Consider the following 18686-nt stretch of genomic DNA (forward strand, 5'->3'; position numbering starts at 1 on the left):
GAGATGCGCTCCCCTGGCAAGATCCAGGGGAGCGCTGAAGTAGTGATGCCTCAGTGCGCGGTGTGTTTAGCCTTGGGCTGGAGATGAGATCATGAGGACCTCATTTGAGCAGGGACTTTCTGCTTCGCCTTCTTCGCCTCCAAAAGCACTAATGGCAAAGAAATAGGGCGTATTTGGCTCGAGCCCAGTAATAATAGCTGGTGGAGCCTCGACTGATTGACTTGCCTCATAGGAGCATGAGCCTGGTTCTCCGGAAGATTCCTTCCCATAATAGACATGGTAACCGGTTACTGTGGGATCAGGGTTTACAGCCCAGGTCAATCGCGCGGTGGCATCGGTTGGATTCAAGGGTACGCCTTCTCCCTCAGGGCCTGCCACAAGAGGTTCAGGATTTGGCTCTGCAATCTCGCCCGGGAAGGGTTCGATTTCTGTAGGTGCTTCAGAAATCGTCGGATCGTCCTGTTCATTTGCAGCGGTCTCTGTAGAGGGAGTGTCGGCCTCTGTCTTCTCACTCGGTTGATTGTCCGTCGGTGTAGAGAGAGAGGAAATGCTCGGTCCACCCTGTCCGTTGTCGCTACACCCGGCAAGTGGGAGAACGATGGTGCTCAAAGATAACAAGGAGACCAATGCGATAGTGAGATTTCGGAGAACCTGGATAATCGAACGTTTCGGTCTTTGCATATGAAATGCTCCTCACTCATGAAGTGCGATGTGGCCAGCTGGCTTCAGTCAACTAGCAAGTCCACTAAGGACAATGTCCTGCGTATAAAGCAACTGCTGTGCCTGTGATAATTCTCAGATAAATTATTACTAATCAAATAGTTATATATTTTCGAACAATAGAAAATGCTAGGTGTGAATGGTTCACCCTTCAGGTACCTACAACAGTCATAGCCAGGTAGGTTTTTCCAGTCACCAAACTACCGTGCAAAAGACTAATGGGAGATATTAAGAAGGGATCAGTCGGGGATCTGGGCGATCTCGGAAAAATCGAAACAGCAGGTAGCCGTTTATCAGGACTACGATCGACAAGATGCTGTAGGTTGTTAGGGTGGACACAAGATCTAACTCAACTAACACTCGAGACAGACCAAATCCTACTATCAGCCCGTCGAATGCCATGCAAATGCGCCGGAAGGTTTCAGGATCCATCAAACGGATCAGATAGGTACCGAGAGGAATTCCGATAATGACGCTGGGAACGATATAGGGAATAATTTCCATGCTACCAGCGCTGTAGAAACCGATAAACCCGTAAGCAATGGCTGTGAGTGAAGACTCTGTCAGGCGAATGATCCCCAATGCCGCACGGAAGTCTTGTTTTGGATAGCCTTGATTGTTAAAGAGGAGAGCCAAGGGGGGGCCGGAAATTGTCGTCAGGGAATAAAGGGTACCGAGCCCCACCCCAAATGGTACGCCGATAGCTTTTTCAGCACGAATTGGTTTCCGGATGCCCGCTGCCTGGAGAAGAATCAAGGGCAGCAGAAAAAGATAGGTGACGAATTTAATCCAGGCTGGCTGCACCAAAAAGAGAAGATAGCTGCCAATACCCACTCCGACCGCCAGGCCACCAAGAATTGGGGCAACGCGCCAGAAGACATTGGGGATGCTCTTCCGATTGATGAAGAGAACATACGCGTTGATGACGAGTTCGATAAGTACGAGGGCTGGGTTCAAAATGCGATTGGTGAAAAACAAGAGGGCGACAGGAACCGTAATGGAGGAGAAACCGTACCCCAACGCGCCGTTCGCTGTGGCAGCAACAAATGTAATGAGGACAAGAACGATTACGTCCATGAGTGTTTAGCCTTTAGGATGGCCGGCAGCAAAGTCGGCAAGCGAATAATGATCAAGGATCCCAGCAATCGCATCGCGGACTGTGCCCATTACGTGCTGTACGGGACAACGCGTCTTATTCGCATAGGGACAATCGCTGCATTTTTGGTACGCCGTCTTGCTGACGCAGCCGATTGGCGCCAGCGGACCATCCAGGATACGTATGACTTGACCGAGGGTGATATCGTTCGGCTGTTTAATCAGGTCATATCCTCCGTTTACCCCACGTCGGCTGGAGACGAGTCCAGCTCGTTTGAGCGTGAGAAGAATCTGCTCCAAGAATTCAACAGGGATGTGCTGGCGATCGGCAATGTCGCGGCGCTGTAACGTGGTCTTTTCGTGAGCGAGCGTGAGCTCCACCAACGCCCGGAGGCCGTATTCACTTTTCTTTGAGAGTTTCATAATCTAGATTTAGTTTATCAACATTGATTACAATAGAGTAAGCCGCAATGGTTCGTCAAGGTCAAAGTTTCCGAGATGAGCGACCTTCGGTAATCTCACATTTATTCCAGTATCTACTCCCAGCTTTTATTCCCTCCCTGCATCCATTAAGATAGGCGGCGGTTATCTTTCTCCGGCACGAGGCCATTTTTGAAATCCAAGATAGTCTTTTCTTGCCAAACCTGTGGACATCAGGCGCCACGGTGGCTCGGCCGCTGTCCTGACTGCGGCGGCTGGAATACGATGAAAGAGGAGCGGCAAGCGGCGACCGGAAAAGGTCGTCCTGCTGCGATGAAGACAGCTCAGCCCAAGGCCACGCCCATCGGTGACATCGAAGTCGTGGGAGAGGATCGTCGGCTCACCGGGATTGGTGAATTCGATCGAGTTCTGGGAGGTGGAGTCATTCCGGGCTCGGTAATTTTGATCGGGGGCGATCCTGGAATTGGCAAGACGACGCTGCTCTTGCAGGCCTTGCCACGGTTAGCGACAAAGGCAGCGCCGGTTCTCTACGTTTCCGGAGAAGAGTCTCCCCGGCAGATCAAGATGCGTGGGCAACGGCTGGGTATTGAACATCCCCATCTGCTGATCTTGGCTGAAACCTCCCTTGAGCAGATTCTGAAAACGGTGCAGGAAATTGAGCCGGCCGCAGTGGTGGTCGATTCGATCCAAACGGTGTATACGGAACAAATTACCTCCGCTCCCGGTAGCATCAGCCAAGTTCAGGAAGTAGCTGGACAGCTCATGTGGTTTGCCAAGAGGGCTGGTGTGCCGGTTTTCATCATTGGGCATGTCACGAAAGAAGGGGCGATTGCAGGGCCACGGTTGCTGGAACATATCGTCGATACAGTGTTGTACTTTGAAGGAGATAAGGGGCACAGCTACCGGATTCTACGCGCCGTGAAGAATCGTTTTGGGTCGACGAACGAAATTGGGGTCTTCGAAATGAAGGATGTCGGACTCGAAGAGGTGAATAATCCATCGGAGTTGTTTCTGGCGGAACGTCCTCAACGGAGTACCGGGTCGGTGGTTGTGTCGAGCCTCGAAGGGACGAGGCCGATACTGGTTGAATTGCAAGCGTTGGTTTCCTCAACCACCTATGCGATGCCCAAGCGAATGGCGAACGGGGTGGAGGTCACTCGAGTGTCGCTGTTGCTCGCGGTCATGGAGAAACGGCTGGGGGTACATCTTTCCGGACAGGATGTGTATGTGAATATTGTGGGAGGGATGCACGTCGACGAGCCGGCGATTGACCTGGGGATCGTAGCCGCTGTCACATCGAGTTTACGGGAAATGCCTGTCGAGCCGAGGACGTTACTGTTGGGGGAGGTCGGTTTGGGTGGAGAGGTACGTGCCGTCAGTCAGGCTGAACTGCGTATTCGTGAGGCCGCGAAGATGGGGTTCAAACGGTGCATTCTGCCTGAACGAAATCTGGCGAAGCTCGATCCCATCGACGGCATGGAGCTCATTGGTATTCAGGAAGTGCGAGAGGCATTGGATGTGGTGTTGGCGTAGAAAGCGCGAAGCAAGCGGCAGACCAGGCTCGATGCTCGCGCACTGTATTGTCGTTTGCATCGCGATCTTTATGTTGGCTGGTTGTACTCTCATCACATCAAAAGACGAACCACTGCTCAAGCAGGTGACGGCGCAGGAATTGACGGCTCTTTTGCGCCATCGTGAAGCTGCTATCCAATCCCTGAAGGGATTGTTCAGCGCGAAAGTGCGGGGTGGGCTCATTCCCATTGCCTCACGAATGGAGGGCACGGTCTACTATCGTCGTCCGAACGCGTTGCGGCTGAGAGGATTTACTTCTCTTGGAAACGAGCTGTTCGACCTTGTTCAAGCGGATGATCTGTACAGGCTCCGCTTGCCTTTGGAGGGAAAGATCTATACTGGTCACCAGTCCGACATGAAAGATGCAGGGAAGCTGGCTCGATTCTCTCAGCTGAGTGTTTGGGCGGTCGGTGGCGTGTTGGGGACGAATGCCATTGCTAGGGATGAAGTGGTGAAGGTCGTGGAAGACAGAGGCCGATATCGTCTCGACGTCTATGCGCCAGCAACCGGGGGAACGAGCCCCTCGCGTCTGCCGATCCGCCACCTCTGGTTTGACCGCCGACTTCTCGTAGTACAGGAAGAGTGGCTTGGGTCGAGCGGGGAGGTCGAGGCGACGATTCAGTATGATGATTTTAGGCCGCTCGAGGAGTTGAAAAGTATTCCAGCACAAGCCATCGGCGATCAGGATGTTCGGCTATTTCGCCCGTTCAGGATTTCTCTCGAAGATGGTCGCGGACAAGGCTCTGTGCAAGTCATTTTCCACGAGATGCATCACAATCACGCGATACGGGCAGAAGACTTAGGTCAGATCTCATAATTGTCGATGAAGATCCTTGCGGTTGAAACAGCCACGACGTGGCAGAGTGTCGCGATTCTTGAAGACGACTGCATTCTAGCGATGCATGAGCAAGAGGCCGGTGGTGCGCAGGGCTCCCTCCTTTTGCCCACGATCGATCGATTGTTCTCTCAGTCCGGATTGCGGCTTGGCGATCTCACTGGTCTTGCCTGTTCGATCGGGCCAGGCTCGTTTACCGGTATCCGAGTGGGTATTGCCACGTGCCTAGGACTTCGGGGAGCCACTGGTCTTCCTCTCACGCTCGTACCGACACTGGAAGCCATGGCGAGGAATGTTGACGCGGCAACCGTTCCCGTCTGTCCAATACTGGTCAGTCGTCGTGGGGAAGTGTACTGGGCGATTTTCCGTTGGACAGGGAATGGGCAATTCGATCGTGTTGTCAGTGAACAGGTTGGCCCCCCAGGAGCCCTTGCGCAGAGTCTCACCGAACCTACATTGGTATTCGGGGCTGGCTGGTCGTCGATGGAATCAGAGATTCGAGCGGCATTGCCTGTATCGGTCACTGTGACGGTGGGATCACACGACGTCTTCAAACCGTCGGCTATTCACGTTGCGCGCATCGGGCTGGAACGACTTCGATGTGGTGAAATTGCCGGAGATCTGGTGATGCCGCTGTATGTCCAGCGGACCGAAGCAGAAATCCAATACGAACGGTCTGGAGGTGTGTCATCTGTTGCGAGACGCCGACAGCGGGTTGAAACTAAAGTTGCCGAACGATTGGCTCGTGGGCGTCGGCGGTCGGATCGGCAGGATATGTGAGCCGCTACGGTGATGTCTGAATTCCAGATTTTCCCAGCGACACCGGATGTGTTACCGGATATTCTTGCTTTGGAAGAGGCTTGCTTCTCATCCCCGTGGACGCGCAAAATGCTCGAGGCTGAGTTAACAAACAATCAATTTGCACATTTTCTTGTTGCAAGGTGGCGAGAGGAGTTGATACCACAGGCCGAACCCACGATTATCGGGTACCATTGCTTCTGGATTGTCTTTGAAGAGCTGCGATTGATGAATTTGGCGGTACGAGAGTCGATGCGGAGAAGAGGGGTTGGAAAAGCGCTTGTCACCGAAGCCCTTCGTCTGGGATTAGAACAAGCGGCTACTCGAGCCGTCCTCGAAGTCAGAGCCTCGAACGATCCAGCGTGTTCTCTCTATGCTCGTCTAGGTTTTCTCAAGATTGGTCATCGCCCTCGTTACTACACGAATCCCATTGAAGATGCCGTGCTGATGGAAATGCATCCGCTCGTGATATCGAGTGGCCAGCAGCTGGCAAAGGTTTTACCTTAGGGAGGTGGATCAGCTTCAATAGAGTCAATTTAACCAGGAGGTGTCGTTATGTTGACGGAAGATGCGATTGTTGAACAACTTCGCCACTCCAACACCGAATTTCGCGAACTCGAAGCGTCCCACCATCGCCTGGACCTTGAACTGAACGAGCTGCAGAAGCGCCATGTCTTGACCCCGTCGGAAGAAATCGAGAAAAAGCGGATGCAAAAGGAAAAATTGGTGAAGAAAGACAAGCTTGCAGAACTGATTCGTCTCCACCGTGAGCACAGGCTCGAACCGGCGCGGTAGATAGGTTGATCGGCCACCGATTCTGCAGGCGGCTGAATCTGTCGATATGGAACAGGCCATTCATCCGCTCGCCTCCCACATCCAAGGCGTCAAGAGACGACTGATCATCATTGGTGCGACGGTCTTGGGTGCGCTGGTGCTGACCTTCTCTTTTTCCGCTGAAATGGTGGCATGGCTCAACCGGCCCTTTTCAAACCAACTGGCTTTTTATGGCCCAACGGAGGCGCTGTTCGCTTCGATCAAGGTGTCGTTGTTGGCAGCCCTCATTCTCAGTTTGCCGGTCATTTTCTATCAGTGTTGGAAGTTTATCGAGCCCGCTCTGTTGCAGAAAGAACAGCGCTGGGCGATCCCGTTATTCATGGTGGCTGGGGGGCTGTTCGCGGTAGGGCTGGTCTTCTGCAATGTCGTGATTTTGCCGCTCGTGATCGATCTGTTCGTGAGTTTCGGACTCGATCGTGATATCACTCCGCAGCTGAGCGTGGGTACCTATATTGATTTTAACGTGAAATTTCTTCTCATCTTTGGCTGTGCGTTTGAGCTACCCTTAATCATGAGTCTTGTGGCAATGACTGGAGTGGTATCAGCGGACATGTTCGCTCGATACCGCAAACATGCCATTTTGTTGTGTCTCATTGTCTCTGCCATCGTGACTCCTGATGCCACGCTCTTTACCATGCTGTTGATGGCGGTTCCGCTGATGACGCTGTATGAGATCGGGATTCTCGGCGCTCGAATTTTCGGGCGAAAGCCGGACTCAGGGGGGATCGATTTGCCGCTTGACCCGGATCTGCCGATGAATACCGCTGGAACGAGGCTACGATGAGGCATCGGACTGTAAAGGCTCCGTGCATTCGCACGATGGTCTCTGTGATCGCAATGTGGGGTGCTTTTTTCTGCCTGGGCGGCGGGGAGAGTCTCCAGGCTTCCGATCCGCTGAGGATTGCAGAGACTTCGACGGCCTCGGGGCCATCTGAACAATCTGCAGCCAGCGTGCAGGCTCTTGTGATAGGGAGCGATGGAATTCTCTATGCCGGATCCTTCGGGCATGGGATTTTTCGAACCGTGGATCGAGGCGCGACGTGGGCTCCAGTAGGGGGTGGCATCACTGATCCATTTATCTTGAGTTTGGCCTCCGCGAAAGACGGAGCCGTCTATGCCGGTACGTTTCGTGGTGGAGTGTTTCGCTCACGAGACAAAGGGAACAGCTGGCAGCCGGTGAATGTGGGGCTCAAACGGCTTGAGGTCAAGTCCTTATTAGTGGTGGACCACGATCTGTTTGCCGGTACTGGAGATGGCGTGTATCGCCTGCATGGCTCCGAGGATCGTTGGACGCCTGTGACGTCTGGGTTAGACGATATTCTCGTTCATGCACTCGCTCGCTCTGCCGATGGAACCTTATTCGCAGGGACTTCCGGTCAAGGTCTCTTTCGGTTTAGCCCTCGCTCTACTGGTTGGGTACGCATGCGGCATGGATTGAAGGACCATGAAGGAATGATCGAAAATTTCATTCGTGTTCTCGTCATCGATCAGGATCAAAGTATTTTGGCTGGCACGTTCGACGGCGGAGTCTTTCGTAGTACCGACGGCGGACTCACGTGGCGACCAATCAGCCGGGCCCTGCCTAACGACTCTATCCGGGGTGTTGTATTCAGTGACGAAGGAGTCGTCGTGGCAACCGGGAATGGAATTTTTAAGACCATCGATAAGGGCAAGCAATGGATTCCCCTCAATAAGGGCCTGACGAGCCTTGCGGTGCAAGTGTTGATCGGATCGGGTGATAAAGGTCTCTACGCGGGGACGAGTTCCGGGGTGTTTCGTAGCGACGATGGCGCCTCCTGGATAGCCGTCAATCAGGGGTTGGAGGTAGGAATCGCGCCCCCGCCATTTCTCTTTCGCTAAACTTAGAAAGGACGACTGTAATGGCTGAGATAGGCGAGAAAATACGGGCAACAATAGCCGTGACAAGTAAGGGACAACCCATGGGAGAAATCGTACTCAGGTTTTTCTCGGATGTGGCGCCTGGTCACGTTAATAACTTTATGAAGCTTTCCAAGGATGGGTTTTACAATGGGACGACGTTTCACCGTGTTATTCCTGGGTTTATGATTCAGGGAGGGGATCCCAACAGTAAGAATTCAGACCGGTCATCCCACGGAATGGGTGGACCTGGTCATAAAGTAAAGGCGGAGTTTAATAGTACGCCACACAAGCGAGGTATTGTCTCGATGGCCCGTTCGAACGATCCGGATAGCGCTGGATCACAGTTCTTTATTTGTGTCGCAGATGCCAATTTTCTCGATTGGCAATACACGGCCTTTGGGGAGGTGGTCAGCGGAATGGAGGTAGCCGATAAGATTGTCACGATGAAGCGTGACGGGCAAGACAATCCGCTGGAGCGAGCCGAGATGACCGTCACGATCAGTGAGGGGTAACAGAGAGGGAGTAAGAAGTGAGCTGTAAGGAGACCCATAATCGGACAGGGTGGATCATTGCCGGCCTCCTCACTGTGTGCTCTATCCTATCGGCCGGTTGTGCCGCTCCGCATGTGCCAGCGCGAATTATTTACGAGGATCCGGTCAATTTTGTACGATTGGAAGAGGACTCGGAAGTGCTCGCGGAATGGCCACCGAGTCACCATACGCATCCGTTTATAATCGAACCGGATAAATTGCGGACGATTTTGTCGGGTTTGAAGGTGCAGGAGCATTGGATTGCGCTGCAGCGGTGGATGCGGGGGGAGTCTCCCTTGGTTCCAGCCTTCACGGAGGAGGAGTTGGCTCTCTTGTCTATGCGTCTATCCGAGGCGCTGGCTGAGGCGAAGGACAACGAACGAGTGACCTTTTATTTGAGCCAGCCGCAGACCTTCGCTCGGCGCATTATCACGACGGGTGGATTCTACGTTCATGGGACGGAACTGCACATTATTCTGGGGAATTGGAAAATTATTTACGGCATCCCGGCCTATGGGATGATCTATGATCGGCGTTATCCGATGCGACCGACCGCCGCGAAAGGCTTTGATTTAAGGTTTGAACCAGCTGAGGCCGTTGTTCCGATGAAGAGTAGCCTGCTGGATGGGATTTTAGCTAATTCTAAGGACGAGCTCATCATCGATCTGACCAAGCTTGATCCACCTGATCCAGAGGTTTCTCTTATTCGATCGTGCTTGAATCATGAGTCTCTGTGTTAGTACCAGCAGGTGACACGGTTCACGCTCGACTTGATGCAGGCAGCGTTTGCTGGAAGACTCGAAAAATGAAGCGAACGTCTTATCGACTGCTTAGGCCAAAAAGATACATATGGGGTACTTCCATTAGCGCTTCGGCGATGGACTGCCAGCCGAGCTTGCTTTGACCTTCAATGCGATCACAAAAGCGTATGGGTAGCTCATCCACATCCGCACCCAGCTGCATGGCCCGCCAGGCGAGCTCCACTTGAAAGATGTACCCTTTTGCTCGGACGGTAGCGAGGTTCATCCGCGTCAAGAGCTCACGACGATAGCAGCGGAATCCTCCTGTCCAGTCGTGGATGGTCGAGCCCAGGAAGAGGCTGACGTAGCTATTCCCGCAGCGAGAAACGAAACGACGGCGGGCGTTCCAGTTCTCGGTCCCGCCGCCAGGCACGTAGCGACTTCCGATCACCAGGTCGGCAGTGTGGCTTCGGTGTACCAGGCGGGGTAGGTCCCAGGGCGCATGGCTGAAGTCACAATCCATTTCAATGATGAGACTATAATTCCGCTGCAGTGCCCACGTGAATCCCGCGAGATAGGCTGGCCCAAGTCCTTCTTTGTGTGGCCGGTGCAGGACGTGTACATGCCCATATCGACCACTGAGCTGATCGGCTAATTCTCCAGTCCCGTCTGGGGAGTTATCATCAACGACTACGATATCAGCGACAAGATATTGACTGATTGCCCGAACAAGCGCCTCAAGATTGCCGCGTTCATTGTATGTTGGGAGGACAATGAGAATCGATTGTTTGAAATCGAACGGTGAGTCGGGGATGAGAGGTGTACCTGCCCCCACTTGGGAATATCCTAGAGACTGGTTTTCAGTAGAATGAATAGCAATGCGTGCGCTGTCAGCGCCACGGGTGATTAGCGCTTCAGCGAGTTCAAAGTTGGGTACAGCGTAGGCTTCATCCATGCCCAGCTTCCGGAGAGGCGTTGCACCATCCTCCTTTCCGATGTGATGGAAATGTATGAACGGTGGGGGAGTTTCATCGAACAGCGGAGCGATTGATGGGCTACTGGACATGGCGTTGTTCAATGAATTGTTCGCCTAGGGCATGGCATAGTATGGTGAAGGTTGACCGGTCTGCACACGAAAGATATGAGAAATAGTGGGTGTACGATCCGTGACGCTAAAGAAGAAGTGGTGGAACGACAGAGGACTCTCCTTGTTGAAATCGGCGGTATTCTAGTCGAGAGCAGAGAGGTGCGCAAGAAGAGATTCAGTCAGCTATGTCAGAGCGCTGGTTACGCGTTTTGACAGTGCGGGAACGGCTATGCTACAGTCCGCGATCCGTTGATATTGCAGGCTTTTCTATCGCTTAACCTCTGAAGGAACACTGTTATGAGCGGGACACAGACGCACGTGATTGTTGTGGCAGGAGCAGGACCGGCTGGGCTGGCTGTTGCCAGCACGCTCTCGAAAGCCGGCCACGAAATCATTATTCTCAATCGTGATATCAAATTCGGTGGATTGGCTGAATACGGGATCTTCCCCTCTAAGCTGAAACTCCGCGGCGGGCTCAAGAAACAGTACTGGGAACTTCTTCAGCAGAAGAACGTCCATTATTTTGGGAATGTCTCCATCGGGACCGGAAAAGACCTCACGGTCGAAGATGTGCGCGAGCTGGGTGCGAACGCGGTGGTTTTCACGATCGGTGCGCAGGGGACCAAGGCCATCGGAGTCGAGGGGGACTCTGCTCAGGGCGTGTTTCACGCAAAAGATGTGGTCTATCACTTCAATCGTTTGCCGGGCTTTGGCGACCGTCCATTTGAAATGGGACAACACGTCGCTGTGATCGGGGCGGGAGATGTGATGGTAGATATCGCCCACTGGTTGGTCCGCTACAAGAAAGTTGCGAGGGTCACGGCCATCGTAAGACGGGGCCCCGTGGAACGTAAGTACAATCCAAAAGAGATCCGCAGCATTTGTGCCAACATGGACCTCGAGGGGATCAAAGCTGAGTTTGAGCGCATCAAGGACCGTCTTGCCAAGGTTGGCCAGAATCCCGATGAGGTCTTGAAGGCGCTCACAGACGAATTTACCAAATGTGAGGCGAAGGCATCCGAGACAAAGATGGGCTTCCGTTTCCTTGCGTCGCCGAAGCGTATTCTGGTTGACGGCAATAATCGGGTTCGTGGACTTGAAATGGAAGAGAACAGACTTGATCCGAAGGGTGAGGATACGGTTGCAGCGGGCTTGAAGGCGTATTACGAGTTTCCTTGTGATTCCGTTGTCTTTGCCGTCGGCGACAAGGTAGATGAGACGGTTGGTCTACCCTATAAGAATGGCATGTTTACTACCAACCCCAACAAGACTAGTAATGATCCTGATGATGCGCTCTTCCAGGCCTACGATGAATCTGCAGGCAAGGTGATGGACGGCGTATTTTTGGCTGGTTGGGCTCGAAAAGCCAGCGAGGGCCTCGTCGGCGTCGCAAAGCGCGACGGAGATTGGTGTGCAGAGGTGGTTGAACGGTACCTTGCAACTAAGGCGGGAGAGGGAGACGCCAACATTGTTCTGGATCGCTTGCACGCGCGCTTGCGGCAACGTCAGAGTCGCCCGGTCGACGTGAATGGGTTGCGGGCGTTGGAGATGGCAGAACACTCATTCCTCGAGAAGTCCGATTGTATCGGGGAGTTCAAGTTTTCAGCCAATCAGGAGATGCTCAATTATATTGAGCAGAGGAAAGTGTGAAGTATCGGGAGGCTTCATCTTCACGCATGTCCCCATTTGAGTTTTTCCCGCAACACTTCGTAGTAGTGACTTTCTGGAAATCTGATCAATTGGGTCCGATAGTCTGAAGTTTCAATGACTGCGGTGTCTCCTTGTGTGATGGAGACACCGACCTGCCCATCAAGTGTGGCCATCGATCCCTCATCCTTACTCGTGAGCGTCACTTCAATGACGACGTTGCCCGGTACGATTAATGGGCGATGCGTCAGTGTGTGTGGGCAGATTGGCGTCAGGATGAGCGCCTGCAGGGCGGGGTTCATGATAGGCCCTCCGGCTGAGAGCGAGTAGGCTGTTGAGCCTGTCGGTGTGCCAATGATCAGGCCGTCCCCTCGCAGATTCGTCACGAACTGGCCATCAATGGCGATGTGGAGTTCAATCATGCGAGCCAGGGTCCCTTTGCTGATGACGACATCGTTGAGTACGATGCCTCTCGCAACGGTTTCCCCATGCCGATGGACGTGGGTGGCCAGCATCAGTCGTTCATCAAGAGTAAAATCGTTGGCAAATACCCGTTCGAGGGAAGGATAGAGGTTGTCCAATCGGACTTCCGTCAAGAAGCCCAGGCCTCCCATATTGACACCCAAGATGGGAATGCTCCGTTCTGCTGCGAGCCGTGCAGCATTGAGAATAGTGCCGTCCCCTCCGAGCACCAAGAGAACATCGGCTTTCTGAGCCAGTTGAGTCTTGGGAATTCCTCCGACCTCGTTCAAGAGTGCTGCAGATATAGTATCGAGCAAGACATCAATGTTACGGGCACGGAGCCAGGCAGCCACGCCGAGTAGCGTGTCTCTTACTTCGGGGAACTTGGGCTTGGTTAAGATTCCTATGCTTTTACTTTTCATGGATACCAGGCATATGGTTGGGCAAAGAAGGAGTGTGATTGTATCGGGATGCTGATTTTCATGTCAACGGAAAGTCCATTGAGGTTCTGGTCCTGTTGACACAGCAGAACAAGAGAAGGGATAGAAGTGAGGTGGTCTTCAACGCGCTGTCTTGTTCTCCACTCAATCTTGACTCTCAATCATACTGTGGTTAGAATCACAACAAGGTTTTTCAAGGGGTTTGCTCGAACGCGGCCAGGAGTTTCTACTCTCTGAGAAGGAGGCAGGATGTTCGAACGATTCACGGACAAAGGTCGAAAGATCATCATCCTCGCACGCGAGGAGGCCGAGCGGCACCAAAATGACTATCTAGGGACTGAACATCTCGTCCTGGCCATCCTCCGTGAGTCTGATGGCATTGCCCTTATGATTCTGAAAAAGATGGGGCTTTCTACTGAGCAGATCAGGTTGGAAATCGAGCGAAATCTGCCCGGTGGTGGAACGACGATGACGTTTGGGGAAATCCCATTTAGCCCACGCGTGAAGAAGGTCATTGAATATGGTGTTGAAGAGGCTCGCCTGTTGGGCCACAACCACATCGGTAGTGAACACCTGCTTCTTGGACTGTTGCGGGAAGAAGAGGGGATCGGTGGGAAAATTCTTCGGAGTTTGGGCGCGAATCTTCTGACGGCGCGTCAGCTGACCGTCACATTTTTGCGGAAATCTGCTCCACGTGAGCGTGATCGAAAGAGCAATACCCCGGCGTTGGATGAGTTTGGCCGTGATCTGACACAGATGGCTCAAGAAGGTCAATTGGACCCGGTGATTGGTCGAGCTGATGAAATCGAACGTGTGTTGCAAATTCTCAGTCGGAGAAGTAAAAACAATCCCGTCCTTATCGGCGAGTCTGGTGTGGGAAAGACCGCGATTGTCGAGGGACTAGCTCAACGCATCATTCAATCTGAAGTTCCTGACAACCTGCTCTCTCGTCGGGTCATCGCCTTGGATCTAGGGTCGCTCGTGGCAGGCACAAAATATCGTGGACAGTTTGAAGAACGCCTCAAGGTGGTCATGAAGGAGATTGTCCAAGCGGGCAATATCATTATCTTCATCGATGAACTTCACACCCTCGTTGGGGCTGGGGCTGCGGAAGGGTCTATTGATGCTTCCAATATGTTGAAGCCGGCCTTATCGCGCGGCGAGATTCAATGCATTGGGGCTACGACCTTGGATGAGTACCGAAAGCATATTGAAAAAGACGGTGCCTTGAAACGGCGATTCCAACCCATCCATGTTCAGCCGCCCAATCTCGATGAAACGGTCCTCATTATCCAAGGGCTTCGGGATCGATACGAAGAGCATCATGGAGTGGAAATCACGGAAGATGCCATTGTTGAGGCTGTGAAGTTGGCGGATCGGTACATCACCGACCGGTTCCTTCCGGACAAGGCGATTGATTTGATCGACGAAACGGGCTCGCGTGCCAAACTTCAGACCTACGCCCTCCCTTCTGAATTGAAAGCAATGGAGCAAGAGCTGAAGAAGGTGTCGCGAGAGAAGGAGCTCTCGATCTCCATGCAGAATTTCGAAGAGGCCGTACGGCATCGTGAGGAAGAGGAGCGGCTGCGCAAGCTGCTCGACGAATCGAAGCGAGAATGGAAGAAGAATCAGGAAAAGAACAAGCCTGTGATCGGTAAAGAGGATGTCGCCTATGTTGTCTCAAAAATGACCGGTATTCCGCTCTTTAAGTTGGAAGAAGAAGAGTCCAACAAGCTCTTGCGCATGGAGGAGTTTCTCCATAAACGAGTCATCGGTCAAAATGAGGCGATCTCTGCGGTTGCTCGTGCCATCCGTCGTTCTCGTGCCGGTTTGAAGGAAGCCAAGAAGCCCATTGGCTCGTTCATCTTTCTCGGGCCCACAGGTGTCGGAAAAACGGAATTGGCCAGGACATTGGCAGAGTTTCTGTTCAACAGCGAAGATGCGTTGATTCGTGTCGATATGTCTGAATACCAGGAAAAATTTACAAGTTCGCGGCTCTTCGGTGCGCCTCCCGGCTATGTGGGGTATGAAGAAGGAGGGCAGCTGACCGAGAAAGTCCGCCGTCGGCCTTATTCTGTCGTATTATTCGATGAAATTGAGAAGGCGCATCCGGATGTGTTCAATGTTCTCCTTCAAGTATTAGACGACGGCGTGCTGACCGATAGTCTTGGACGAAAGATTGACTTCAAAAATACGGTTGTCATTATGACGTCCAACATCGGGACGAAAATGATTCAGAAGGGTGTTTCTCTTGGTTTTCAGAGCACAGAGGGCGAAGCCGCGCGTCGGAAGAAGGAAGAAGTACTCGGAGAGCTTCGGAAGTCGTTCAGTCCAGAGTTCCTGAACCGGATCGACGAAATCGTGATCTTCCATCAGCTGGAAAAAGAGCAGCTCTACAGCATCTTGGATATCCTGCTCCGTGAGTTGAACCTCCGCCTATTGGATAAAGGGATTGAGATTGAGGTCGATGATGAAGTCAAGCAATGGCTTATCAAAGAGGGTTATGAGCCGTTGTACGGAGCGAGGCCAATGCGTCGGGCGATTCAACGTGCCATCGGTGACCCGCTCTCCGATGAGCTCATCAGAGGACGCTTCAAAGAAAGCCGCAAAGTGAAAGTGGTTCTGCGGGATGGAGCCCCGGCTTTCATCGAGCAGGAGGCCATGGCTGGAGTCTAGTGCCCTTTGTGATCGTTCACGTTCCCAGGCAATCGTGAGCGGCCTCTGTGGCGGATCGCTGCAGGGGCCGTTTTGTTATTCAATCCCATCTGGTCCATTCGTAACGAGATGTCTTCCTTCCCCAATCAGCCTGGATTTCAACCTGCGACTCAATGGCGTCCGTGCCCGGTCCTTGGAATCGAGTCTTCATGCGATGAAACAGCTGCTGCCGTACTCAGTTGTGCCGGAGAGGTGCTTTCCAACGTTGTATCTTCACAAGTGACCGTCCATGAAAAGTTCGGAGGCGTCGTTCCAGAATTAGCCGCACGGGCCCATCTTGGGATGATCAATTTGGTTGTCGAAGAAGCCTTGGCGACCGCCCACGTCTCAAAACATGCTCTCGGTGCTGTGGCCGTCACCCAGGGACCTGGATTGGCTGGGGCGCTTTTAGTGGGAGTGAATTACGCCAAGGCCTTGAGCTACGGCTTGGGGATTCCGATCGTCGGAGTCAATCATCTGCAAGGCCACATCGCCTCCGCATGGCTTGCCGATCCGACATTCCCGTTGTCCTGCATTGTGCTGGTTGTATCGGGTGGCCACACTCATCTCTATCGCCATGAAGTCGGTGGTCGGTGTACCCTGCTGGGACACACTCGCGACGATGCCGCCGGTGAAGCGTTCGACAAGGGAGCCCAAATGCTTGGCTTGGGGTATCCAGGTGGACCGGCCGTTGATCGAATCGCACGTTCCGGAGATCCAGAGGCCATTCGATTTCCAAGATTCCACCGGGCAAAGAACAGTCTTGAGTTCAGTTTCAGTGGTCTGAAGACGGCGTTGTTGTATAAGCTACGAGAAATGGATGGTTCTCTGCGACCTGATCAGACCGCCGACTTAGCGGCCAGTTACCAAGAGGCTATTGTGCAGGTCTTGGCCACGAAGGCTTTTGTAGCCCTCAGGCAGTCAAACCTGACTGCGCTTGCAGTTGTAGGAGGGGTTTCAGCTAATTCACGGTTGAGGGTTTTGCTGAGCGAGCGTGCGGCACGTGAAGGCATTCGCCTATCGTTGCCGGCTATCGAGTATTGCACCGACAACGCTGCCATGATTGCCTCGGCGGGGCACCAGTTGCTGATGAATGGAGAACGACCATATGCAGATCTTGATATCAGCCCGACTGAGAGATTCGAGACGATTCATGAGGAAAACCAATCGCATATCGGTTTCTCTAAGGGATAAGGAGAACGCCCATTCCTGATATCCGAGGTCAGATCACAGGACTGCGTACCAGCCAAGTCGCGTCGGTTGAACGACTCTACCGACGTCGTGTCTCACCCGACAAGGTCATGACCCCGGAGCTCGCAAAGGCAATGGCCCAACTGACCATTGAGCTTCGTCGCCCGATTGGCGTGCTGTTGACCAGGCGTGGACAAGTTCAGGATGTGATTGTGGGAACGGAATTGACGTTGTCTTCCACCACGTTGACCCTGTTCCGTACTGGCGCACGATCGCTCCGTGGCTTGAGGTTCATTCGAACGCAATTACACGATCAGCCCATCAGTCAAGAAGTGCTGACAGACCTCGCTTTCTTGCGACTTGATTTGATCGGCCTACTCTCTGTCACGGAGTATGCTCAACTAGGCAATCTGTATCTCGCTCATCTGCTGGCACCCAATTCGACCGGGGGATTGTTCAAAGTGCTCAAGGCTGTCCCATTTCACAATCTTACACTGATGTTCGACCAGTTCATTGAAGAGCTTGAGGCAGACCTTCAGCAGGCGCGAGCTCATTATGCCATTGAGAGTGGGAAGGAATCGGCGATACTTGTCAGCGCTTCTGTCAAAAGCCGGTCCGAGCAGGAAGAGCGTTTAGCCGAATTGGCGGAGCTGGCAACTTCCGCCGACGTCAGGGTGGTTGACCGTGTCGTGCAAAGGACGCCGGACGGGCATCAGCGCTATCTCTTGGGCCGCGGCAAGATGAAGGACGTTCTGATTCAGACCCTCCATCGGGGCGCCGACATGGTGATCTTTGATCAAACATTGTCACCGGCTCAATTGCGAGCCATTTCAGAGATGACTGATATCAAGGTGATCGACCGGACACAACTGATCCTGGATATCTTTGCCCGCCGAGCCCACAGCCGTGAAGGCAAAGTGCAGGTGGAACTCGCGCAGTTGCGGTACCTGCTTCCACGATTATCTGGGAAGGGCACCCAACTCTCGCGGCTGGGTGGCGGGATCGGTACTCGAGGGCCGGGTGAAACCAAGCTGGAGACTGATCGTCGCCGTGTGCGAGACCGCATCACGCATTTAGAACGAGAGCTGACACAGTTTGGGCGCCAGCAAGACCAACGTCGGTCCAGGCGAGACCGGCACGGACTCCCTGTCGTGTCCCTCGTAGGCTACACAAACGCCGGTAAGTCTACGTTGCTCAATGTGCTAACAAACAGTCATGTGTCAGCTCAAAACCGGTTGTTTGAAACTCTGGACACAACGAGCCGTCGCCTGCGGTTCCCGGAGGATCGCGAAGTTATCATCACCGATACGGTAGGATTTATCCGGGATCTTCCGCAAGAACTGGTCGGCGCCTTTCGGACAACGCTCGAAGAACTACGAGAGGCTGATCTCCTGCTGCATGTTGTCGACGGCAGCGCCGCAGACATCGACATTCAGATTACCGCGGTCGTCGCCATTCTTGAGGACTTGCATTTGAACGCGATACCGAGATTAGTGGTGCTGAATAAGTGTGACCAGGTGTCCCCTGCGCGCGCGGAGTTGCTCTGCCGACGGTATGGAGCCATTGGTCTGTCGGCGCTCCAGCCCACGACACTTCGTCCTCTCTTCGCTCAGCTGGAAGCATACGTGAGATCTCTGCCAGTCGATGAACGTCAGATTGCTGGCCTGCCGCTGCAGGACGATGCGCTGGTGCTTGCATCTCGTCGGTAACCTCTGCACA

General features: G+C 53.3%; 18 protein-coding genes. 13 read left to right on the plus strand and 5 right to left on the minus strand.

The annotated features are described in order from the left end of the window. Positions 1 to 66: 66 nt before the first annotated feature. From E8D52_11390 to E8D52_11400, 3 genes are all read right to left on the minus strand, one after another. Positions 67 to 681, minus strand: coding sequence for a fibronectin type III domain-containing protein (locus tag E8D52_11390; protein TKB67865.1), 615 nt, complete (start codon positions 679 to 681; stop codon positions 67 to 69). Positions 682 to 948: 267 nt separating this feature from the next. Beyond that, positions 949 to 1797 (minus strand): sulfite exporter TauE/SafE family protein, encoded by an 849-nt coding sequence (locus E8D52_11395; GenBank protein ID TKB67866.1) that lies wholly within the window; start codon positions 1795 to 1797, stop codon positions 949 to 951. Positions 1798 to 1803: 6 nt separating this feature from the next. Further along, a complete protein-coding gene (locus E8D52_11400) occupies positions 1804 to 2238 on the minus strand; it encodes an Rrf2 family transcriptional regulator (GenBank protein ID TKB67867.1) in 435 nt (144 codons plus the stop codon). Positions 2239 to 2427: 189 nt separating this feature from the next. On the opposite strand from E8D52_11400, the gene radA reads away from it, so the two are divergent. Genes radA through E8D52_11445 form a run of 9 tightly spaced genes read left to right on the plus strand, consistent with a single transcriptional unit; the run spans position 2428 to position 9446 of the window. Continuing rightward, positions 2428 to 3789, plus strand: a complete 1362-nt coding sequence (gene radA / locus E8D52_11405; GenBank protein TKB67868.1) for a DNA repair protein RadA — start codon at positions 2428 to 2430, stop codon at positions 3787 to 3789. Then, on the plus strand, positions 3773 to 4645 hold the full coding sequence (locus E8D52_11410) for a hypothetical protein (protein ID TKB67869.1): 873 nt from the start codon (positions 3773 to 3775) through the stop codon (positions 4643 to 4645). The genes radA and E8D52_11410 overlap by 17 nt, the downstream gene beginning before the upstream one ends. 6 nt (positions 4646 to 4651) lie before the next feature. Next, complete coding sequence (tsaB, locus tag E8D52_11415) at positions 4652 to 5443, plus strand: tRNA (adenosine(37)-N6)-threonylcarbamoyltransferase complex dimerization subunit type 1 TsaB (protein ID TKB67870.1); 792 nt, start codon at positions 4652 to 4654, stop codon at positions 5441 to 5443. A gap of 9 nt (positions 5444 to 5452) precedes the next feature. After that, positions 5453 to 5968, plus strand: a complete 516-nt coding sequence (gene rimI / locus E8D52_11420) for a ribosomal-protein-alanine N-acetyltransferase (GenBank protein ID TKB67871.1) — start codon at positions 5453 to 5455, stop codon at positions 5966 to 5968. Positions 5969 to 6016: 48 nt separating this feature from the next. Continuing rightward, positions 6017 to 6256, plus strand: coding sequence for a V-type ATPase 116kDa subunit family protein (locus E8D52_11425; protein TKB67872.1), 240 nt, complete (start codon positions 6017 to 6019; stop codon positions 6254 to 6256). A 46-nt stretch (positions 6257 to 6302) separates the two neighbouring features. Then, positions 6303 to 7079: a twin-arginine translocase subunit TatC gene (gene tatC / locus E8D52_11430; GenBank protein ID TKB67873.1), complete on the plus strand. Its 777-nt coding sequence runs from the start codon at positions 6303 to 6305 to the stop codon at positions 7077 to 7079. 44 nt (positions 7080 to 7123) lie between these two features. Then, positions 7124 to 8155 carry a hypothetical protein gene (locus E8D52_11435; GenBank protein ID TKB67874.1) on the plus strand — a complete coding sequence of 344 codons (1032 nt, stop codon included), beginning with the start codon at positions 7124 to 7126 and terminating at the stop codon, positions 8153 to 8155. A gap of 20 nt (positions 8156 to 8175) precedes the next feature. Then, entirely contained in the window at positions 8176 to 8688 is a 513-nt protein-coding gene (locus E8D52_11440) for a peptidylprolyl isomerase (GenBank protein ID TKB67875.1), read from the plus strand. A 17-nt stretch (positions 8689 to 8705) separates the two neighbouring features. Further along, positions 8706 to 9446, plus strand: coding sequence for a hypothetical protein (locus E8D52_11445; GenBank protein TKB67876.1), 741 nt, complete (start codon positions 8706 to 8708; stop codon positions 9444 to 9446). A gap of 79 nt (positions 9447 to 9525) precedes the next feature. Here E8D52_11445 and E8D52_11450 read toward each other — a convergent pair whose 3' ends face one another. After that, complete coding sequence (locus E8D52_11450) at positions 9526 to 10401, minus strand: polyprenol monophosphomannose synthase (GenBank protein TKB67968.1); 876 nt, start codon at positions 10399 to 10401, stop codon at positions 9526 to 9528. A 429-nt stretch (positions 10402 to 10830) separates the two neighbouring features. Between E8D52_11450 and E8D52_11455 the strand changes: the two genes are divergently transcribed. After that, positions 10831 to 12183: a hypothetical protein gene (locus E8D52_11455; GenBank protein ID TKB67877.1), complete on the plus strand. Its 1353-nt coding sequence runs from the start codon at positions 10831 to 10833 to the stop codon at positions 12181 to 12183. A gap of 20 nt (positions 12184 to 12203) precedes the next feature. Here E8D52_11455 and E8D52_11460 read toward each other — a convergent pair whose 3' ends face one another. Continuing rightward, positions 12204 to 13064 carry an NAD(+) kinase gene (locus tag E8D52_11460; protein ID TKB67878.1) on the minus strand — a complete coding sequence of 287 codons (861 nt, stop codon included), beginning with the start codon at positions 13062 to 13064 and terminating at the stop codon, positions 12204 to 12206. A gap of 267 nt (positions 13065 to 13331) precedes the next feature. On the opposite strand from E8D52_11460, the gene E8D52_11465 reads away from it, so the two are divergent. From E8D52_11465 to hflX, 3 genes are all read left to right on the plus strand, one after another. Continuing rightward, positions 13332 to 15758: an ATP-dependent Clp protease ATP-binding subunit gene (locus tag E8D52_11465; protein ID TKB67879.1), complete on the plus strand. Its 2427-nt coding sequence runs from the start codon at positions 13332 to 13334 to the stop codon at positions 15756 to 15758. Between the two features lie 108 nt (positions 15759 to 15866). Beyond that, positions 15867 to 16970, plus strand: coding sequence for a tRNA (adenosine(37)-N6)-threonylcarbamoyltransferase complex transferase subunit TsaD (gene tsaD, locus E8D52_11470; protein TKB67969.1), 1104 nt, complete (start codon positions 15867 to 15869; stop codon positions 16968 to 16970). A gap of 107 nt (positions 16971 to 17077) precedes the next feature. Beyond that, positions 17078 to 18676, plus strand: a complete 1599-nt coding sequence (gene hflX, locus E8D52_11475) for a GTPase HflX (GenBank protein ID TKB67880.1) — start codon at positions 17078 to 17080, stop codon at positions 18674 to 18676. Positions 18677 to 18686: the final 10 nt, after the last annotated feature.

The sequence above is a fragment of the Nitrospira sp. genome (assembly GCA_005116745.1).
In the GTDB taxonomy this organism is placed as follows: domain Bacteria; phylum Nitrospirota; class Nitrospiria; order Nitrospirales; family Nitrospiraceae; genus Nitrospira_D.